Here is a 16597-nt window from a genome sequence, read left to right on the forward strand (position 1 = left end):
AGTGCGGCGAAGGCGCCTGACGCGCGGCTCGCGTGCGCGGCGGATGCGGACGTGGGATCCGGCATGCGGACCTCCATGGCGGGGCCGCGCGCCGGTGAGGTCGCCGGCGCGGGCACAAGGGTGGACAGGGATCCCCAGCCTGCGGGCACGCCAGCAGCGCTCCCGACAGCGTCAGGGGGATGAGGCTTCCAAAAAGGCCCCGGGGATCTCCAGCCCCAGACCCACCGTCCAACGCTCTGCGGGGATCCAACCTCCTGACGACCTCCTTGCAGAGGCGGTCTCCGGTCCCTCCCCGGAACGTGCGTGGTGTCCGCGCATCCCGAACCCGGGTCTCCGACCGCGTGGGGAAAGCCACCCCGCGGCCCAGGCCCGGCCAGCGCCCGCCGCTCATCGCGGTTACCACCTGCCAGCAGCCACGGTTGGAAGTGGACCGCCTCCGGGTGTCGACGTCAACCCCCTAAATCGCTGAAAATACGAGGGATATTTCCCACTTCTGCTTCTCCGACATGGCATGGGGCCGCTCCGGCCCCATGACGGTGAGGACGGGCATGGTCGTGGACAAGCAGACACGGCTTCGGGGCACCGTGTCATCCTCCAGACGACGGCGCGGTGCATGTGGGGCGTCGGGCCGCGAATGATTCGCAATCGGCCGGAGACGCCGGACGCCCCCTCCCACACAATCCGTCTCAACGAACGATCTGTCGGCAGCTAACCAACGCCAAGAGGCGTGTTGCCCAGAGGCTCAAGCCCGAAGGAGCGGCCGGCGGATAGAAGAATGGTCTCCAGATCCGACTCCGCGAAGTCGAGCCCGAACAGGCGCCGCGCGAGGGCAGGATCCGCGACGAGCGTCGCCGGATCTCCTGCCCGGCGAGGCCGGCAGGAGACAGGGATGTCCACGCCGAACAGGGCCTGCGTCGCGTCAACGATCTGGCGGATCGACGAACCCTGGCCCGTGCCCAGGTTGACGGCAAGGCTGCTCCCTCCCTGCAGCAGGTAGCGAAGGGCCGCCACGTGGCCGGCAGCGAGGTCGCGGACATGGACATAGTCGCGGATGCAGGTCCCGTCGGGCGTCTCGTAGTCGTGGCCGAAGATCTCGAGAACCGGGATGCGGCCGGCTGCGGCCAGCATCACCCGGGGGATGAGATGGGTCTCCGGATCGTGGCGCTCCTTCAATTCGTTCTGAATGTCGCTCCCGCTCGCGTTAAAGTAGCGCAGGGACACCGACGCCAGCCCGTGCGCTACCCCGAAGTCCCGGAGCATCCACTCGCCGACGAGCTTGCTCCTGCCGTAGGGGTTGATGGGGGCTTGGAGCGTGTCCTCCGTGATAGGGATCGTTGCCGGGCTTCCGTAAGTGGCGCAGCTGCTCGAGAACACGACGCGGAGCACCCCATGGTCCTTCGCCGCCGAGAGCAGCGTCTGCATGCCCGCGACGTTGGCGTCGTAGTACTTGCCGGGGTTCTCGACGGACTCGCCGACATAGGCGGACGCCGCGAAGTGGATGACGGCAGCCGGGCGGTACGCCGCGAAGACGTCCCGCACGCGCCCGGGGTCACGGATGTCGCCCACCTCGAGCGGTCCCCAGCGAACATTGTCCGCATGACCGGTGACGAGGCTGTCATAGGTGATGGGACGGTAGCCGGCGGACGCGAGCGCCGCGCAGGTCGAACTCCCGATGAAACCCGCACCGCCCGTCACGAGGATGTTCAAGAATAGGCTCCGCTCATTCCGTCGACCATCGCACATCCGTCTTCGAACCCGGCCGCATCGCGCGCTAGGGTTCGAACAACGTCACGCGGGGAACAAAGACCCACGGTTTCAAGACAACCGGCGGGTGTCTGCCCTAGGACAACGATATCGGGCCGCTCCGTCGGCGACCACCCTCCCGAACGCTCGCTTCCGCCCGGGGCCGAACCTCACCTCGATCATGGCGGCCTGATCAGCGGCGGCGTCCTGTGGTCGAGGTAGTGGACGCGCACGCGCCCCGAACCGGCCGCGCCGAGGAGATCCTCGAAGTAGGGCTGCCGGGGGATGACGGGATCGGTAGGCGCCTCCGTCCAGCGCCGCACGCGCGGCGGGGGCGTCTCGTGTTCGCTGTAGACGATGTCGCGGACCTCGGCGGGCCGCCGCCGCCCGGGACGAGTCAACGATGACGGCCCCTCCCCGCTCTCACCCGGCGCCGCACCGCATCGGCCCGAGAGGCGCAACATCTGCAGTATACAAAAAGTTGGGACGGCCGGGGACCACGGAGGCTCCCTCCCAAGCCGCCAACCCCCAACCGGCGCGGCGCGTGCCGAACGATTCCGTCGCCGCGGAGGTCGACGTCGCCGGCGACACGACGGCAACCGCCACCATGACGACGTCACCCTCTTCGACGGCGCCCTGCGCTGCGCCCGCGATCGCGCCGCGCTCGACGAGATCGTGCAGGAGTTCACGCCGAGGCTCTCAACCGCGAGCCGGGAGATCCCCGCGGCGGCCGCGCGGATGCTCAAGCGGAATCGCCAGCGGTTCGTTGAACTAGACCAGCCGGATGCGGATGGGTCGCGTCGACGTGTGGGCGATGGCGGCGAGACAGGCACGAATGGAGGCGCGGCGTGACTGACAACTCGCGCCGGAGCTCCCTCTCCACACGAGAACGACTCGACCTCTTCGTAGCCGCCCACGGCCGGTGCCAGAGCTGTGGGTGGCCCCTCACGCCCGGCATCCGCTGGTACGTCGATCACGTCATCCCGCTCACTCTCGGCGGACGGGACACGCCAGACAGCGGGGCAAGACGCGGCGGCGGGACGTGCCGGCGATCGCCAAGGCGGTTCGCGTCAGGGCTCGACACATCGGGCCCCTCACGGGCGCGGCGGCCAATACCGGGAGGCAGGGGATCGAGGTGGAAGAGGACGGTGGATGGGCGGGTGGTGACACGTGAGCAGAAAGTTGATTTAGCGGCAACCGGCCATTACTGACCAACGTGGCCAAACCGCCCGTTCTGCGGAATGACCATCGCTGATAAGGGGCAACGGCGGCGGTGGCTTTTGCGGGCGCCTTGCCAACAGGTTGAGTCTATGATTTAAAATTAAAGGATTCTCGTTGACAGGAGGCGTGTATGCGCCAGCGCTTCTCTACTGTCCTTTTCGTCGCTGCGGCTTCGTTCATAATGTTGACGGGTTCGGCGTCCGCTCAGTTGCTGGCGCCCGGCCCTGGCAACGTCACGAACAACGCGTTTGACGACAACTTAGGCTGCTTCTGGAGTTCTTCGCAGGGTGGCGCGTGCTTGACCGAAACGGATACTGTCTCGAATTCAAGCACTTCGAGCAGCATGTCGCTTCGGACCAATGAAACGACTTTTGCGCAAGTGACACAGCTTGTTGTCGGCGTGACGTACACGTTGACGTACTATGTAAAGTTGGCGGGGGCCGCGAACGCAGGACAGCTTGCAGTTGCGATCTTCGATGGCGTGAAAGACATGTCGTTCTTCCAGCCTCTGTTGAACGCTAACCCACCGACCCCTTATGCGGGGGCGCTGAACGAAGCGCTAGCTAATCGGCCTTCTACCACCGGCAATACCGCGAATGGTAACTGGACGGAGTACAAGACGTCTTTCCAGGCTAGCAGCAATACTGCGACGATCTTCTTTAACGGAAGCAGCTGTACCGGCCAATCGACGACCTGCTTCAGGATCGATGAGATTCGTGTTCCTGCTCCGCTTCCCGGCGCCGGTGTTGTCTCGCTGCTCGCTTTATGTGCCGCTGCAGGCGCATCGTGGCTGAGGAAGAGGTCGGCGGCGTGAAGCTCGTCGCGGCCTGAAGAAAGGCGAGGCGGTAGAGCTGTCACAATCTTCGGCTCCTATCTTCTCGTTTTGGGCATGTAATCAATCGAAAATTACTGCCGTAAAGTTGGTCAGCATTGACTTTGAGCGGTCGTTCATAGAGGCCCAACTGTGACATACTCGGTCGGCACGATGTGTGCACTCTAGGTTGGGCTTGCTGTAATCGTTACTCCACGGCACTGTGTTCTTGGTTTATTGGGTGGCGGCTAGAGCGGAACCCGTCCTGATGGAATCGAGAGGGATTCCCAAATCGGCGTGAAGCTGATGCAGACTGGCTGCCGGACGGAGGCCGGCAGGCATGTCAAAAGCCCTGTCGGTCGATCTTCGGGTTCGGGTTTTGAGGGCAGTGGCGACCGGCGCGACGCATCGCGAGGCTGCGGATCGGTTCGGTGTAAGCGCGGCGAGCGTTAGACGCTGGCGCAAGCTGGAACTCGAACAGGGCGATCCACGCCCCAAGGCGTTGGGCGGCGACCGGCGCTCGAACAGGATCGAAGCCCATCATGAGGCTGTCATGACAACGCTCGGCGTCGAGAAAGTCCTCATCCCAGAACTGCGGCCCGGCGACGTCGTCGTCATGGATAACGTGTCGAGCCAAAAGGGGCCGCGCGTGCGCCAGATGAATCGAGCCGGCCGGCGCACAGCTGCGCTACCTGCCGCCGTATAGCCCCGACTTCAACCCGATCGAAAACGTCTTCGCCAAGCTCAAGACGCTCCTGCGCAAAGCCGCCGAGCGCTCCGTCAGCGGCCTTTGGACCGCCATCGGCCGGATCATCGACCTCTTCCCATCAGCCGAATGCGCCAACTACTTCACGGCCGCAGGCTAAGATGCAATCTGATCGAATACCGCTCTAGCAACCATCATCCGTTTCTTTGCCTTCAACATGATCTGTTTCAGGTGGCGTGGACTGGAGCAAGGGCAGTCCGCAGCCCGGATAATCTGCCCGTTCGTTGCCAGCTTTCACTTTTCTCAATGAGGGACCGTACTAAGGTGCGGAATCTACAATCGCCTTAAAGGCATACGATCAGAACCAGTCGGCGTTGTAATCTCGCCCTCTCGTGTCAGATTCATAGACGTTCTCTCGGATACGCGTCAGCGCAATCACCAAAGCGTTCTCTGAGATGATGAATGTCATCCACAGCAGCAGCGTAATGATGAGGCTCGCGATGGTGAGGATCAGAACGTTAATCCCGCTGAGCGAAAGCAACGCACCGATGGCGAAAAACGCCGTAGAGTTAATTCCCTGCAAGACAATCACGAGTGCGGCCGTCGCGAATACCTCGGTGCGGAACGAGAATAGCGACGCCGCGACGGGAGCTTTGTCGTCCAGTGAAGCGGCGGGTCCTACGTAGCACAACGAGATCGTGACCACCCACGCCGCGAGATTCGAACCCAATTCAATGAGCCGGAGCGGCAGGCCCCCGACAATGCCGTCTGCCAGGAAGGGGACGAGCCGGATCGCGACGATGAGGGCGAGTGCGGTTAGCACGAAGCCGATCATCCTCGCCTCGCGGCGTCCCAGCAGGATCCGGTTGCCCCGCTCTCGCTTCACGAGGCCCCGGTGGATCCGGATGGCGACGAGGGCCATGCCTGCCGCGCACACGAACTGCCACAGTAGCGCGATCAAGAAACGGAGGGGAGTGCTTGTCGTCGAAAGGCTGGCGACGATGCCGCCGAACGGCGTGGCAAACGTGGGTAGCATCAGGAACAGGGCCACGGCCCATTGCTGCCGAATGAACACGGTCGCCTGGCGGACGGAGACCGACACGATGTTAAACGGCCGTATTGGAGAGAACCAGGCGCGCAAGAGAATCCCTGCCGTTGCCAGCAGCACGATCAAGCTCAGGGCAAGCCTCATTCCAACTCCCTCGGCGGTCGAGGCCGGCTGACCCCGTCTAGCGGAGAGGGGCCTGCACGCGTAGGATTTGTTTTAGGTTTCGTTCTTTAATGCGTCTAGCGAAGATGAGCCTCGTCGTTAAATCGCCAGCCGACCAAACGTGGGCGTTGCCTGCGCGAGAACTTGTCTTCTGGATCTTCGCCTTCATCCTGTGGGGTGTCCTGCGCCAGAAGTTCGCGTCGATGCCCGCGGACGACATTGGGCTCGGCATCTTCCAGCATGTGACGGCCCTGGAGCTTCTCGAGGTCTACTTCATCGCTCGCCTCGCGCTCGCGCTGCGCCCCTCTGATATCGTCGGGCCGGGGGTGGCGCTGGCGACCCTGGGGGTCGTCGCGGCGCTCGTCCTGCTCCTGCGCTACCGGCCTACCTATGCCAGCGGCGGCCTTGAGCTCTGGCTGCTGGCGCTGTCCGTCTTCGTCTCGTCGATCCGGGTCGTCGCCTGGGCGATCACGCTCTTCGTGTTTCAGTTCATCGTTCAGTCGGGCCCGTTCCTGTGGCTGCACGAGTTGATTGGGCGGGTGGACGCGGAGGTTTTGCGCGGGCTCCTGGCAGAAGCCGGCCACCAGACGACCGGGGTGGGACCCCTCGTCTATGTCGTGGGCAACGACTTCGCCATCGATGTGATGGGCGCGTGCTCGTCCTCGCACGTCATCGCCACCGTCATCGCGGGCTACTTGATCATCGTGCTCGGTCGGCGCGGGCGACTCGTCCCCGGGGACGTCAGCTGGATCACCGGACTGCTCGTGGTAGGCATCATGATCAACTGGATGCGCCTCCTGCCGACGGCCTTGTCCCGGGAGGGGCATGCCTACTGGCATGACGGGGACGGCGCCGGCCTCGTCTCGCTCGCCTATGGGGCCATGACCATCGGCGCGGCATTCGCCGCCACGCGCGGGGCAAGCCGGGCGACATGATCCGCGGCCTGTTCCACGCCGGTTGTGCCGCCGTGCTCGCCACCTCGATCCTCTTCGTCGCGCGAGGCGACGTCGCGCCCGTTGTCCCTGATCCCCGCGAGCAGTTGCAGCGCTTCATGTCTTCGAAGGGCTATGCCCGGACCTCCGAGCGGGAAATTCTCGGCGGCGAGACGCTCTATACCTTCGCGCGCGAGGGCTGCGCCGATGCGGTGCGGGTGGTTTACCTTCCCGAGATCCACCGGATCTCCGACGTCTCGCGGCAGGTGTTCCGTCAAGAACCCACGGTGTACGTGCATGACGGGGGCATCGTCGAAGACCTCGGGGCGGTAACGCTCATCCCGCGGTGGCTTTGGCGGCGCGCCCTCGTCAACCTCCAAGCCGCTCCGGAAAATCCCTGGATCTCGATCGCGCTGGCCGTCCAGGATCCGGCTCACTGTCTGCAGCAGGTGCCGGTGGACTGGGCCCGACTGCCGGCGTCCTAGTGGGAGGAGCGGGACGGCTCAGTCGCGCCCGCCGCCGCCCCTTGAAGGACCGCGCTCCACCGCTCTAGGGCGACCGACCGGGCGTAATGCGTTTCCGAGGCGGCCCTGCCATTCGCCCCCAGCCGGGAGACCCGCGCGGGATCGTCGGCAAGCGCGCCGATCTCGTTTGCCAGGGCTTCGCCGTCCCCCGGCGCAATACAGACCCCACAATCGTGCCGGGCGACCATGCGCCCCAGTTCACCCTGAGGATCGGCCACGGCAATCACCGGGCGTCCCGCCGCGATGATGCCGTAGACCTTGCTGGGCACGATGAGCCCCTCCAGTTCGGGGCGCAGCGACACCCAGTGCGCGTCAGCAACCCCGAGAGATTGCCGCAGCATCGCCTGGTCCTGATAGGGCCGGAACTGGAACAGATGCGCGAGCCCGCGGGCCGCCACCTCGGCGCGCAGCCGCTCGATGCCGTGGCCTCCACCGATGAAGAGAAAGAGCAGACGGGACTGCGACCGCAGTAACTCGGCGGCGGCCAGCAGGGTGTCGAACTCGTGCGCCCGGCCAAGGTTGCCCGAGTAGGCCACGACAAAGCGATCGTCGAGGTCCCACGCCTGCCGCAGGGGATTGTCCTGCCGCGGAAGGGGGCTGATGACGGTCTCCTCGACCCAGTTCGGCACGACGGAGATTGCGTCCTCGGGGATGCCTTCGTTCAGAAGATGGCCCGCCATCCGTTCTCCAAGCACGACGCAGGTGCGGGCTTTGCGGAAGGTGGCGTTGCGGATCCGCCGCAGGCTTCGCGCACTCCATCCGTCCTTCGGCAGAAAGCCGAGTGCCTCCGCCGTCTCGGGATAAAGATCCTGGCACCAATGGACGACCGTGGCGCCGCGCCAGCGCGCAATCCACGCCGCAGGAATGCCGATGAGCGGCGGATCGGTCTTGGCGACGATGACGTCACCCAGACTGGCGGTACGAAACAGCGCCCAGAGTGCGCTGACGTAAAAGGTCGCGTAGTCCACCGCGCGGAGCGCGAGCCGGGCCCGCCCGAGCCGCGAGGTCCAGACCCGGACGATGCGAACGCCCCGGTCGTCTTCCGAAGCCGCCAGCCGGACCGACGGGTCATCATAGCGGAGGCGGCTCGTCACCACCGACACGCTTAGCCCATCTTTCGCCAGGGAAACGGCCAGATCCGTCAGCAACTGGCTGGTCGCGCTGAAGTCGGGAAAATAGAACCTGTTGATGAAGATGATCTGCACGGGCTTGCACGTATTCCTGACGAGATTAAGCCGACTTCGGGCGAATCACGAGTGCCGACGACTACCAGGACGCACCGAGACCTCCTTGCGCCTGATCCGGCAACGTTCGGAACCATCTCCTTTTGCCCGCGTTAAGGCGCCAACCTGCCTCTTTAACGACAAAATGCACCTTCCGCCTGAAGGTTAAAGTGTGTTAAGGAGGTGGCAATAGAACGACAGGGATATGCGTCATGCCGGTCAGCCTGCGAGGGGTGAAGTTCACCTCGTTGTCCGAAAACTCCGACTTTTTCAACACGCTGAGCATCTTCGGTGACGGGGGCGAGTTCCTGCTGCCGGAGACGCCGACGTCGAGCGTGGACCTGCTCTTCGATTCATTCTCCGCGCTACCCAACTCGTTCCTGCTGTCCGGCAACGGGAGCCCGCTTCCCTCGGCGCGTCTGCAACTGTGGACCGACAACGGCGACGGCCTCTTCAACGCTGCCGGCGACACGCAGAACGGCTCGGATCGGACCGTTGGTTCCCTGACCTGGACACAGGTCGTCGCCGCGTCGAACAACGGCGCCAACGCTATCTTCATCACCATCGACGACGACGGCAACAGTTCCGACGGCGACTTCAACGACATGGTCGTCAAGGGCGAAGTCGCGCCGCCGAAGGAGGAGCCCTGCCATGACGGCAAGGACGAGTCCTGCGGTCATCAACCCGACTGCCCCGTCTCCGAGGTGACGCTCACATCGGTTTACGAGGATTCGGGGTTCTTCAATACGCTCATTGTTTCCGGACAGGGCGAAGAGGGCGGCGACATCCCGGAAACGCCCTACGCCGTGACGCTCAATGTCACGTTCGACGCAGGCGACACGACCGGCGGTCACTTCTCCCTCGACAGCAACGGGACGCCGAGTTCGGACGCCCGGGTGAAGGTCTATGTCGATGACGGCGACCACTTGTTCGAGCCCGGTGCAGGCGACGGGTCCTATCTCTTCGAGAAGCCCCTCGAGAACCTGACGTGGAACGAGCTCGCAACGGCTTCGGACCACGGCACCAAGGATCTGTTTCTCGCCATCGACGATGACGGTGCCGGGATCGACGAGGACTACAACGACATCGTCGTGCTGGCCGACTTCAAGGAACCCGAGTGTCACGACAAGCCGTGCGTTGTCTCGGAGGTGACCTTCACGTCGGTCTACGAGGACTCCGGGTTCTTCAACACCTTCGTGGTCGAGGGCACGGGTGAATCGGGTGGCGACGTGCAGGAAACGCCGTTCGGCGTGCCGCTTGCCGTCACGTTCGACGCCATGGACGGGGCCGACGGGCATTTCTCTCTTGTTAGCAACGGCGTGATCAGCAGCGATGCCCGCGTCAAGGTCTACATCGATGATGGCGACCATTCCTTCGAGGCCGGCGGCGACGACGGTTCCGCTCTCATCGACGTCGACGTCACGACGCTCTCCTGGGCGAAGCTGGCCGAGTTGTCCGAGAATGGTTCGAAGGACCTCTTCCTGGCGTTTGACGACGACGGGGCCGGCATCGACGAGGACTACAACGACATCGTCGTGCTCGCCGACTTCACCAAGCCCAAGTGCGACGACGAGCCGGACTGCGTGATCTCCAGCGGCACGTTCAAGTCCGTCTTCGAGGACTCGGGCTTCTTCAACGTCCTGGAGATCGCCGGCACGGGTGAGTCCGGCGGCAGTGTCGCCGAGACGCCGTTCGACCTCGAACTCAACGTGAACTTCGACCCGACCGATACCGGAACGGGCGATTTCCGCATCATCTCCAACGGCACGGAAAGTTCGAATGCCCGCGTGGCGATCTATGTCGATAACGGGGACGATCTGTTCGACACCGCGACCGACTCGCTCTGGCAGCCGAGCAAGAGCGTCGACGACCTGACGTGGGCGGACATCGTGGCCGCCACGGGCAACGGAGAGAGCTCGATCTTCCTCGCCTTCGACGACGACGGTGCCGGCATCGACAAGGACTTCAACGACATCGTCGTCCAGTTCACCGCAGACCCTTGCGAGACCGATTGCTGCTGCGGCCGTGACGACTGGACCCACGTTCCCATGCCGGAGGCCGATCTGCTGGTGGCCTGAACGTCGGCGAGCCTTAAAGCGGAAAAGCCCGGCGCGAGCCGGGCTTTTTTCATGGCAAAGCGCCTCGCGCCCCGCCGGCACTCAATCGGGAATGGGACTGCTCCCGAACAGGCGGCGCTGAACGTCCTGGTTGGGGCCCCAGAGGGGAATGCTCGCCGCGTATCCTCCTGCGGGCTCTTCCCACAAGGAAGGGCCGACGAACAGGCGGCCATTCCTGATCACCTGGGCGCGAGGCGGCAGGCTGGCATCGAGTTCGGCAGACAACGGAATGCGCTCGCCGAGGCTGGAGACATCGGTGTTTGCCTGCCACGCCACGGCTGCAAGAACCAGTGCGATCGCTGCGAGGCCGCCGTAGACCGGACGGATCTCCGTGAGGTGAACGACGGCCAGCGGAACGAGCACCGCCGCCACGAACAGGAGATGCCGCGTTTCGGCGATGCTCCCGTTCAGCCACAGGACGTTGAAGAGAAGGAAGATGGCGGCCGTCGCGGCGAGGCAATGAAGGGAAGCGGCCCGGTCCTCGAGGCGCGTCACCCGGGCGACCACCGCCATCGCATAAGCCAGCAGAACGAGCGCTACGACTTTACCAGGCCGCCCAGCGAGGAGGCTTCCGCCAATGCTGCCCAAAGCCTGGCTTACCGTCTCCAACGGTCCGAAGCGGCCGCCAACGAAGGGAGGCGTCTGCCCCTGCCCCAATGCCACCCGCGTCAACAGCGACGTTCCACCTGCGGCCAATACGAGACCACAGCTGACAGCCACGCGCATCGTAAGAGGACCACGAGCCAAAGCCAGGATGCACAGCGCCGCAGCCCCGACATGGGCCACGCTCGAGTTGTGGGCCAGCGAGAGGAGCGCCCCCGATAGGGCAAGGCCGCCCGCGGTCCAGCCGGGCCGCTCGCTCCCTACGAGGGACACTAGAGCCGTGAGAAAGTAGGGAAGGATCGCTAGTTGGATCGTGTGCGAGAGAAGATAGATCTGGTTGAGTGCCACGTAGGACGCGAGCCAGACCGCGATGGCCCCGGATATCCAGCCGCGGTCAGCGCGGGCTTCGGGGCGAAGTGACCGATAGAGAAGACACCAGCCGGCGGCCTGGACCGCGATAAGCGCCCCATGGGCAAAGGCCAGTGACAGCGCGCTCCGACCGAGCACTCCGGACCAAATCGCCAGATAGGCGCTGTAGAGCGGCGGCCATGCGGTGATCGGGTTGCCGGAAAAGTACCGGTAGCCCTGACCGTCAAGGATTGAAATCGCACCCTGCCAGTAGGCCCAGACATCCTCGGTAAACGACACGCCGGTGCGGCTGGAGGCAGCATAAAGGCCCGCGGCCAGCACTGCTGCGATCAGGGGAGCGAGATGTCCAGTCGAGCTTCGCACCGGCGCAATGTCGGGCAGGCAGGTTCGAGGACCGGCCGTGCCTACGGCCGCCCTCTTGCCGTCAGGAGACGGTGGAACTGCCCCAGACGGTGTCTGACCCTCAGCGCCGCCGGGATCCCGAAACACTCGGCGACGACCCGCTCCCATGCACGTCCGGGATAATGGCCTTTCCCGAAGGCCTGAGCGTGACGGACTATCGTTAGGCCTTGGGATGGGAAGCCGTTAAGATGGAGGTGGCGGGCCGTCCGCAGGCAACGATCCTGGTAGAGGAGCCACGACTGCTCATCGGCCTGCATTGACGCCAGCAGATCGGAAAGCTTTTTCAGCGAAAGCACGTGACTGTCCGCTAAGCGCTTGTTCAGCACGCGCGAGACGCTTCCTGGCCGGTGATACCAGGCGACCCACGCCGGATCGGCGGTGAACCCCATGCGGGCCCCGGCCGCGAAACCGCGAAATGCCAGGTCGATGTCATCGACACCCCATATCTCGGGATCCCAACCGCCGATGGAGCAAATGAAAGCAGTCGACCAGACGATCGTCGATGTCTGCACGCAATTGTCGGCCATGAAATGCTTGATCATGGTCCGATGATCGGATCCAGGCGCGTATTTGTTCGTCAGGGATAGTTCGAGGCGCCCGGGCTTCTCTTCAGCACAATGCCCCACGAGCATGTCGAATTCGGGCGACCAGCGCCTGTTGACAACCGCGCCATGAGGTCCCACCACGTAATCGTCACTGTCGACAAAGCACACCGCCTCGGTCGCGACCAGTGCAAGGCCTCGGTTCCGGGCCACGGATGGGCCGGCATTGTCCTGGCGCACGTACTGCACCCGGTCGCCGAAACCTGCCACCACCTTTGCAGTCCCATCCGTCGACCCGTCGTCCACGACGATGATCGGCGCGTCGAACCCAGGCTGTTCGACGAGCGAACGCAGGCAACGGCCGATATCGGCCTCCGCGTTGTATGCTGGAACGACATAGCTCAGAAGCGCCATCGAATTCTCACGCCGCGCGCGTAATCATCCAGCGATCGAGCACCAGCGCGTCCATGCGCGTGCGCAGGAAGCAGTCGAGCGCTTCCTCCAGGCGGCACACGACGGGCTCGTTCTCATTGAAGGAGGTGTTCAGCACCATCGGGATGCCCGTCGCCTGCCGGAACGCATCGATGAGCATCCAGTAGCGGGGGTTCGTCTCTCGGTGAACGGTCTGCAGCCGCCCCGACCCGTCCACGTGGGTGATGGCCGGAACGAGGGGGCGCTTCTCCTCGCGTATCTGGAACACCTGCATCATGAAGGGGACGTCCGCGTCCTCCTCGAACCATTCGGCCACGTGCTCTCGCAGGATCGACGGAGCGAAGGGGCGAAAGCTCTCTCGCCGCTTGATCTTGAGGTTGAGGATGTCCTTCATGTCCGCCCGTCGCGGATCGCCGAGGATGGACCGGTTTCCGAGCGCGCGCGGACCCCACTCCATGCGGCCCTGGAACCAGCCGATGACCAGACCCGCCGCAATGGCACGGGCCGTGCGGTCACAGAGCGAGGCGTCGTCCTCGACCTCCTGCACCCGACAGCCTGCCTCGGCGATCTCGACCCGACGCAGATCGAGGAGACCGCCGATCTCATCCCGCGAGAACGATGGCCCAAGGTAGGAGTGATCCATCACGGCGCGTCTCAGGCCCGCGTCTCCCTGGAGCGCGCTTGACGCCGGTGGCGGCGCGTTGCCCGTCTTCAGGGACATCCAAACCGACAACGCTGCACCGATGGCGCCGCCGGCGTCGCCAGCCGCCGACTGTACATAGACCCGCCGGAATGGCGTCATGCGCTTGATCTTGCCGTTGGCGACCGAGTTCATGGCGCAGCCGCCGGCCAGCGTGACCGCATCGAGGCCGTGGCGCCCGTGCAGCGTCCGCAGCAAATGGAAGAACGCCTCCTCGTACATGGCCTGGACGGACCTGGCGATATCCTTGTGGTGCTGCTGCAGCGGCTCGCCTTCGGAGCGGGCTGGGCCCAGCAGAGCCTCCAGTTCCGGGGAGAAGAGCGTGCCAACGGCGGGACTGCCGCCGTCCCACGCATAGTCGATCTTCTCCCGGTGATGGCGGAAGAAGCGCGTGTCGAGTTCGAAGCCGCCATCCTCCTTCAACCTGACGATCCGCCGCATGTCCGCGAGGCGGGTCGGCTGGCCATAAGGGGCAAGACCCATGACCTTGTACTCGTCGCCGTAATGAGTAAAGCCGAGATACTGCGTCAGCGCCTGATAGAAGATGCCCAGCGAGTGGGGAAAGAACACCCTCCCCTCGATGTCGACGGCATCGTCCCGACCGACACCCCAGGCCGCACTCGAGAAGTCACCGAAGCCGTCGACGGAGACGGCGACGGCCTCCTTGAACGGAGATACGAGGAAGGCGGAGGCCAGGTGGGCGAGATGGTGCTCGACCCGGTGCACCTGTGACGTGAACGTGTCGTTCGGAAACGTCGACTTGAACTCGTCGGCCACGCTGCTGCGCCGCTTCTGGTTTCGCAGCCGATCGAGGATCAGCTCGAGATCCGGTCGCTTCAGAAGCGCGAAGCCCGCCTTCCGCGCGAGGTGGGCCCGCGGATCGGAGTTCAGCGCCACGTGAGCGACGTCGGAGAGACCAATCCCCGCGTCTTTCAGGCACCAGGCCACCGCCCGCCCCGGGAAACCCGCCCAATGCTTCACGCGCCGGAAGCGTTCCTCCTCGGCGGCGGCAACGATGAGACCATCCTTGAGAAGACAGGCTGCTGCATCGCCGTGGTAGGCATTCAGACCGAGGATGTACACTCAAACACCTATTCGCGTTGATCAGAGCGCAGCGGTTTTGCTGCATTCTTCTTCATTGATCGGTCGATGACTTCCAAGGCGATCATGATCTCGGCACAGGTTCTTTGCATCACATAGAGCCAGCCAGGAAATCCATCAAGAAAACATCTCTTTACGATCAACGTATACAGAAAGACAAGCAACGGCGCCGGCCATCCCATGCGCCTGACTCGGTCTACTCGACGAAGATCATCCGATCGCGCAGTCAGCAGGTACTCCGCCTCAGCAGCGGCATAATTCTGCTGGGATGCAAACCAGCGCCACAATGGCTTCCGGTCATCGTGATATATTTTACTCTTGAGATCGCCGACAACGCCGTCGATTTGGACTTTGTGTCCGTGACCGTGCTGTACGTATGTGGCCCCCGACGTACGATAGAGTACTGCCCTTGGAGGATAAAGTGTTCCCCTGAGGGCCCTGCCGTTAACGCAGTAGATGAACGACGCACGAAATCCGGCTTTGCCCTGATCATCTACGCCTCGTTCTATCTCTTCAGCGAATCCTTCATCCAGCACATAATCTGCATCCAGCGAAAGTGCCCATTCTGTCTTGACCAGACCCAGGCCGTAATTGCACTGATCTGCAAAGGAGATGAATTGCCGGTGGATCAAATCAACATTCTCAAATTCAGAAGCAATCTTCACTGTCGCATCCGTACTTCCACTGTCTAAAATTATAACGCGGCGCGCCCATCGCAGGCTCGATAAATTACGACGAATGTTATCTTCTTCATTGAAGGTGATGACGAGCGGCGTTATCGCTTCAAGATGCATGGACCGCATCCCTCTCGACCGCCGTTCTAATTGCGCGGGAGTATGCTTGATCCATCTTTCGTGCGACGGAAGACCATGAGAAGTGAGTGATGGCCAACTCCCTGGCCGCCCTCGACATGGCCCTTCGCTGCGAGTGGTCCGACAAGAGCTTGGCGATGGCCGAGGCAAGGGCTTCCGGATCGCCGCGCACCACCAGGCCGGATCCGGATCTTAAGATGTCATCCGACAGGCCGACTTCCGGAGTGACCACCACGGGCGTCCCGCAGGTCAGTGCCTCAAGCACGGCATTGCCGAAGTTCTCCGAATACGATGGGGCGACAAAAAGATCGGCAGCGGCAAGAAGCTTCCACTTCTCTTCGCCGTAAACCGCTCCGCAAAACATCACTCGATGATCTACACCCAACTCGCGGCACCGGCTCTCAAGCACGGCCTGATGACCGTCCTCATCATTGCCAGCAATGATGAGCTTAACGTCTACTAAGAGCGGCAGGGATTCTATGATCCTATCAAGTCCCTTTTTCCAGTTTATTCGTCCTATGCTAACAATCGTCCTCCCCTCACCGCCAGCAGAATTGAACATCTTTGGTTCATCGGGATCAATGCCATTCGGAATCACTTCGATGCGCCGAAAGGAAAGTCCCAAAGACGCCAGCGCCTCCGCCTCCACGACGGAGGTTGCGTGGATCGCGGCCGCGCTCGAAACAGTCAATGCACCGTAGAGCCACAACCAAGCCGTCTTGATCGCGCGACTTTTCCGGGCGATCAGGTCGGGCACCAGCATGCCGCGCGGAGAGAGAATGAAAGGCCGGTTTTGCCTGATGCATTCCCTACAGGCTGCTACAGTTGGCCACAGAAAGACTGAGTGCACGTGGACAACATCATAACCCCCGAGGTTGCTGCGTAAGGCAGACATCATCGCCGGCGAACGGTAGATCCGACGTCCCAGTTCGGTGGCGAAGTACGTCACCCTGACGCCGTCCTTCGGACACACTTCGCCCGTGGGTAACGGCACCACGCCGGGTCCATCGACGTTGGTCGTAAAGACATCGACGTCATGACCCTTTTCCACCTGCGCTTTGGCTAGGCCATGAACGGAGACGATGGGTCCTCCATACCGTACCGCTGGCCAATAGGTGGGAACGACGTGCAGAATACGCATCCGGGATC

At 63.3% G+C, this 16597-nt stretch carries 13 protein-coding genes and 1 pseudogene; 5 read left to right on the forward strand and 9 right to left on the reverse strand.

Annotation, left to right across the window (positions count from 1 at the left end):
• Window positions 1-708: 708 nt before the first annotated feature.
• Both galE and ACX9GQ_RS19215 read right to left on the reverse strand, forming a co-directional pair.
• The gene (gene galE, locus ACX9GQ_RS19210; protein ID WP_459631199.1) at window positions 709-1707 is read right to left on the reverse strand and encodes a UDP-glucose 4-epimerase GalE; all 999 of its coding nucleotides are present in this window, start codon (window positions 1705-1707) and stop codon (window positions 709-711) included.
• A gap of 215 nt (window positions 1708-1922) precedes the next feature.
• On the reverse strand, window positions 1923-2144 hold the full coding sequence (locus ACX9GQ_RS19215) for a hypothetical protein (RefSeq protein WP_459631200.1): 222 nt from the start codon (window positions 2142-2144) through the stop codon (window positions 1923-1925).
• 950 nt (window positions 2145-3094) lie between these two features.
• Between ACX9GQ_RS19215 and ACX9GQ_RS19220 the strand changes: the two genes are divergently transcribed.
• Window positions 3095-3778 carry a hypothetical protein gene (locus ACX9GQ_RS19220; protein WP_459631201.1) on the forward strand — a complete coding sequence of 228 codons (684 nt, stop codon included), beginning with the start codon at window positions 3095-3097 and terminating at the stop codon, window positions 3776-3778.
• Between the two features lie 337 nt (window positions 3779-4115).
• Window positions 4116-4641: pseudogene (locus ACX9GQ_RS19225) on the forward strand (transposase).
• Window positions 4642-4839: 198 nt separating this feature from the next.
• Here the strand turns inward: ACX9GQ_RS19225 and ACX9GQ_RS19230 are convergent.
• Window positions 4840-5673: a hypothetical protein gene (locus ACX9GQ_RS19230; RefSeq protein WP_459631202.1), complete on the reverse strand. Its 834-nt coding sequence runs from the start codon at window positions 5671-5673 to the stop codon at window positions 4840-4842.
• A gap of 146 nt (window positions 5674-5819) precedes the next feature.
• Here ACX9GQ_RS19230 and ACX9GQ_RS19235 point away from each other — a divergent pair, with 146 nt between their 5' ends.
• Window positions 5820-6626, forward strand: a complete 807-nt coding sequence (locus ACX9GQ_RS19235; protein WP_459631203.1) for a hypothetical protein — start codon at window positions 5820-5822, stop codon at window positions 6624-6626.
• On the forward strand, window positions 6623-7108 hold the full coding sequence (locus ACX9GQ_RS19240) for a hypothetical protein (protein WP_459631204.1): 486 nt from the start codon (window positions 6623-6625) through the stop codon (window positions 7106-7108). The genes ACX9GQ_RS19235 and ACX9GQ_RS19240 overlap by 4 nt, the downstream gene beginning before the upstream one ends.
• Here the strand turns inward: ACX9GQ_RS19240 and ACX9GQ_RS19245 are convergent.
• Complete coding sequence (locus ACX9GQ_RS19245; protein ID WP_459631205.1) at window positions 7105-8352, reverse strand: glycosyltransferase family 4 protein; 1248 nt, start codon at window positions 8350-8352, stop codon at window positions 7105-7107. The genes ACX9GQ_RS19240 and ACX9GQ_RS19245 overlap by 4 nt on opposite strands.
• A 230-nt stretch (window positions 8353-8582) precedes the next feature.
• Between ACX9GQ_RS19245 and ACX9GQ_RS19250 the strand changes: the two genes are divergently transcribed.
• Window positions 8583-10448 (forward strand): hypothetical protein, encoded by a 1866-nt coding sequence (locus ACX9GQ_RS19250; RefSeq protein WP_459631206.1) that lies wholly within the window; start codon window positions 8583-8585, stop codon window positions 10446-10448.
• A gap of 81 nt (window positions 10449-10529) precedes the next feature.
• On the opposite strand, the gene ACX9GQ_RS19255 is transcribed toward ACX9GQ_RS19250, so the two are convergent.
• From ACX9GQ_RS19255 to ACX9GQ_RS19275, 5 genes are all read right to left on the reverse strand, one after another.
• Complete coding sequence (locus ACX9GQ_RS19255; RefSeq protein WP_459631207.1) at window positions 10530-11780, reverse strand: hypothetical protein; 1251 nt, start codon at window positions 11778-11780, stop codon at window positions 10530-10532.
• Between the two features lie 83 nt (window positions 11781-11863).
• Complete coding sequence (locus tag ACX9GQ_RS19260; protein ID WP_459631208.1) at window positions 11864-12817, reverse strand: glycosyltransferase family 2 protein; 954 nt, start codon at window positions 12815-12817, stop codon at window positions 11864-11866.
• A 7-nt stretch (window positions 12818-12824) separates the two neighbouring features.
• Entirely contained in the window at window positions 12825-14618 is a 1794-nt protein-coding gene (locus tag ACX9GQ_RS19265; protein WP_459631209.1) for a carbamoyltransferase family protein, read from the reverse strand.
• Window positions 14619-14626: 8 nt separating this feature from the next.
• Window positions 14627-15430 carry a glycosyltransferase family 2 protein gene (locus ACX9GQ_RS19270; protein WP_459631210.1) on the reverse strand — a complete coding sequence of 268 codons (804 nt, stop codon included), beginning with the start codon at window positions 15428-15430 and terminating at the stop codon, window positions 14627-14629.
• Window positions 15420-16589: a glycosyltransferase gene (locus ACX9GQ_RS19275; protein WP_459631211.1), complete on the reverse strand. Its 1170-nt coding sequence runs from the start codon at window positions 16587-16589 to the stop codon at window positions 15420-15422. The genes ACX9GQ_RS19270 and ACX9GQ_RS19275 overlap by 11 nt, the downstream gene beginning before the upstream one ends.
• Window positions 16590-16597 lie beyond the last annotated feature (8 nt).

Source organism: Alsobacter sp. R-9 (genome assembly GCF_054612375.1).

Excerpts from the sequence above, each read along its gene's own strand:
- ACX9GQ_RS19220 (WP_459631201.1), top strand. The coding sequence starts at position 3,095 with ATGCGCCAGCGCTTCTCTACTGTCCTTTTCGTCGCTGCGGCTTCGTTC.
- ACX9GQ_RS19230 (WP_459631202.1), bottom strand. The coding sequence starts at position 5,673 with ATGAGGCTTGCCCTGAGCTTGATCGTGCTGCTGGCAACGGCAGGGATT.
- ACX9GQ_RS19260 (WP_459631208.1), bottom strand. The coding sequence starts at position 12,817 with ATGGCGCTTCTGAGCTATGTCGTTCCAGCATACAACGCGGAGGCCGAT.
- ACX9GQ_RS19240 (WP_459631204.1), top strand. The coding sequence starts at position 6,623 with ATGATCCGCGGCCTGTTCCACGCCGGTTGTGCCGCCGTGCTCGCCACC.
- ACX9GQ_RS19250 (WP_459631206.1), top strand. The coding sequence starts at position 8,583 with ATGCCGGTCAGCCTGCGAGGGGTGAAGTTCACCTCGTTGTCCGAAAAC.
- ACX9GQ_RS19275 (WP_459631211.1), bottom strand. The coding sequence starts at position 16,589 with ATGCGTATTCTGCACGTCGTTCCCACCTATTGGCCAGCGGTACGGTAT.
- ACX9GQ_RS19270 (WP_459631210.1), bottom strand. The coding sequence starts at position 15,430 with ATGCATCTTGAAGCGATAACGCCGCTCGTCATCACCTTCAATGAAGAA.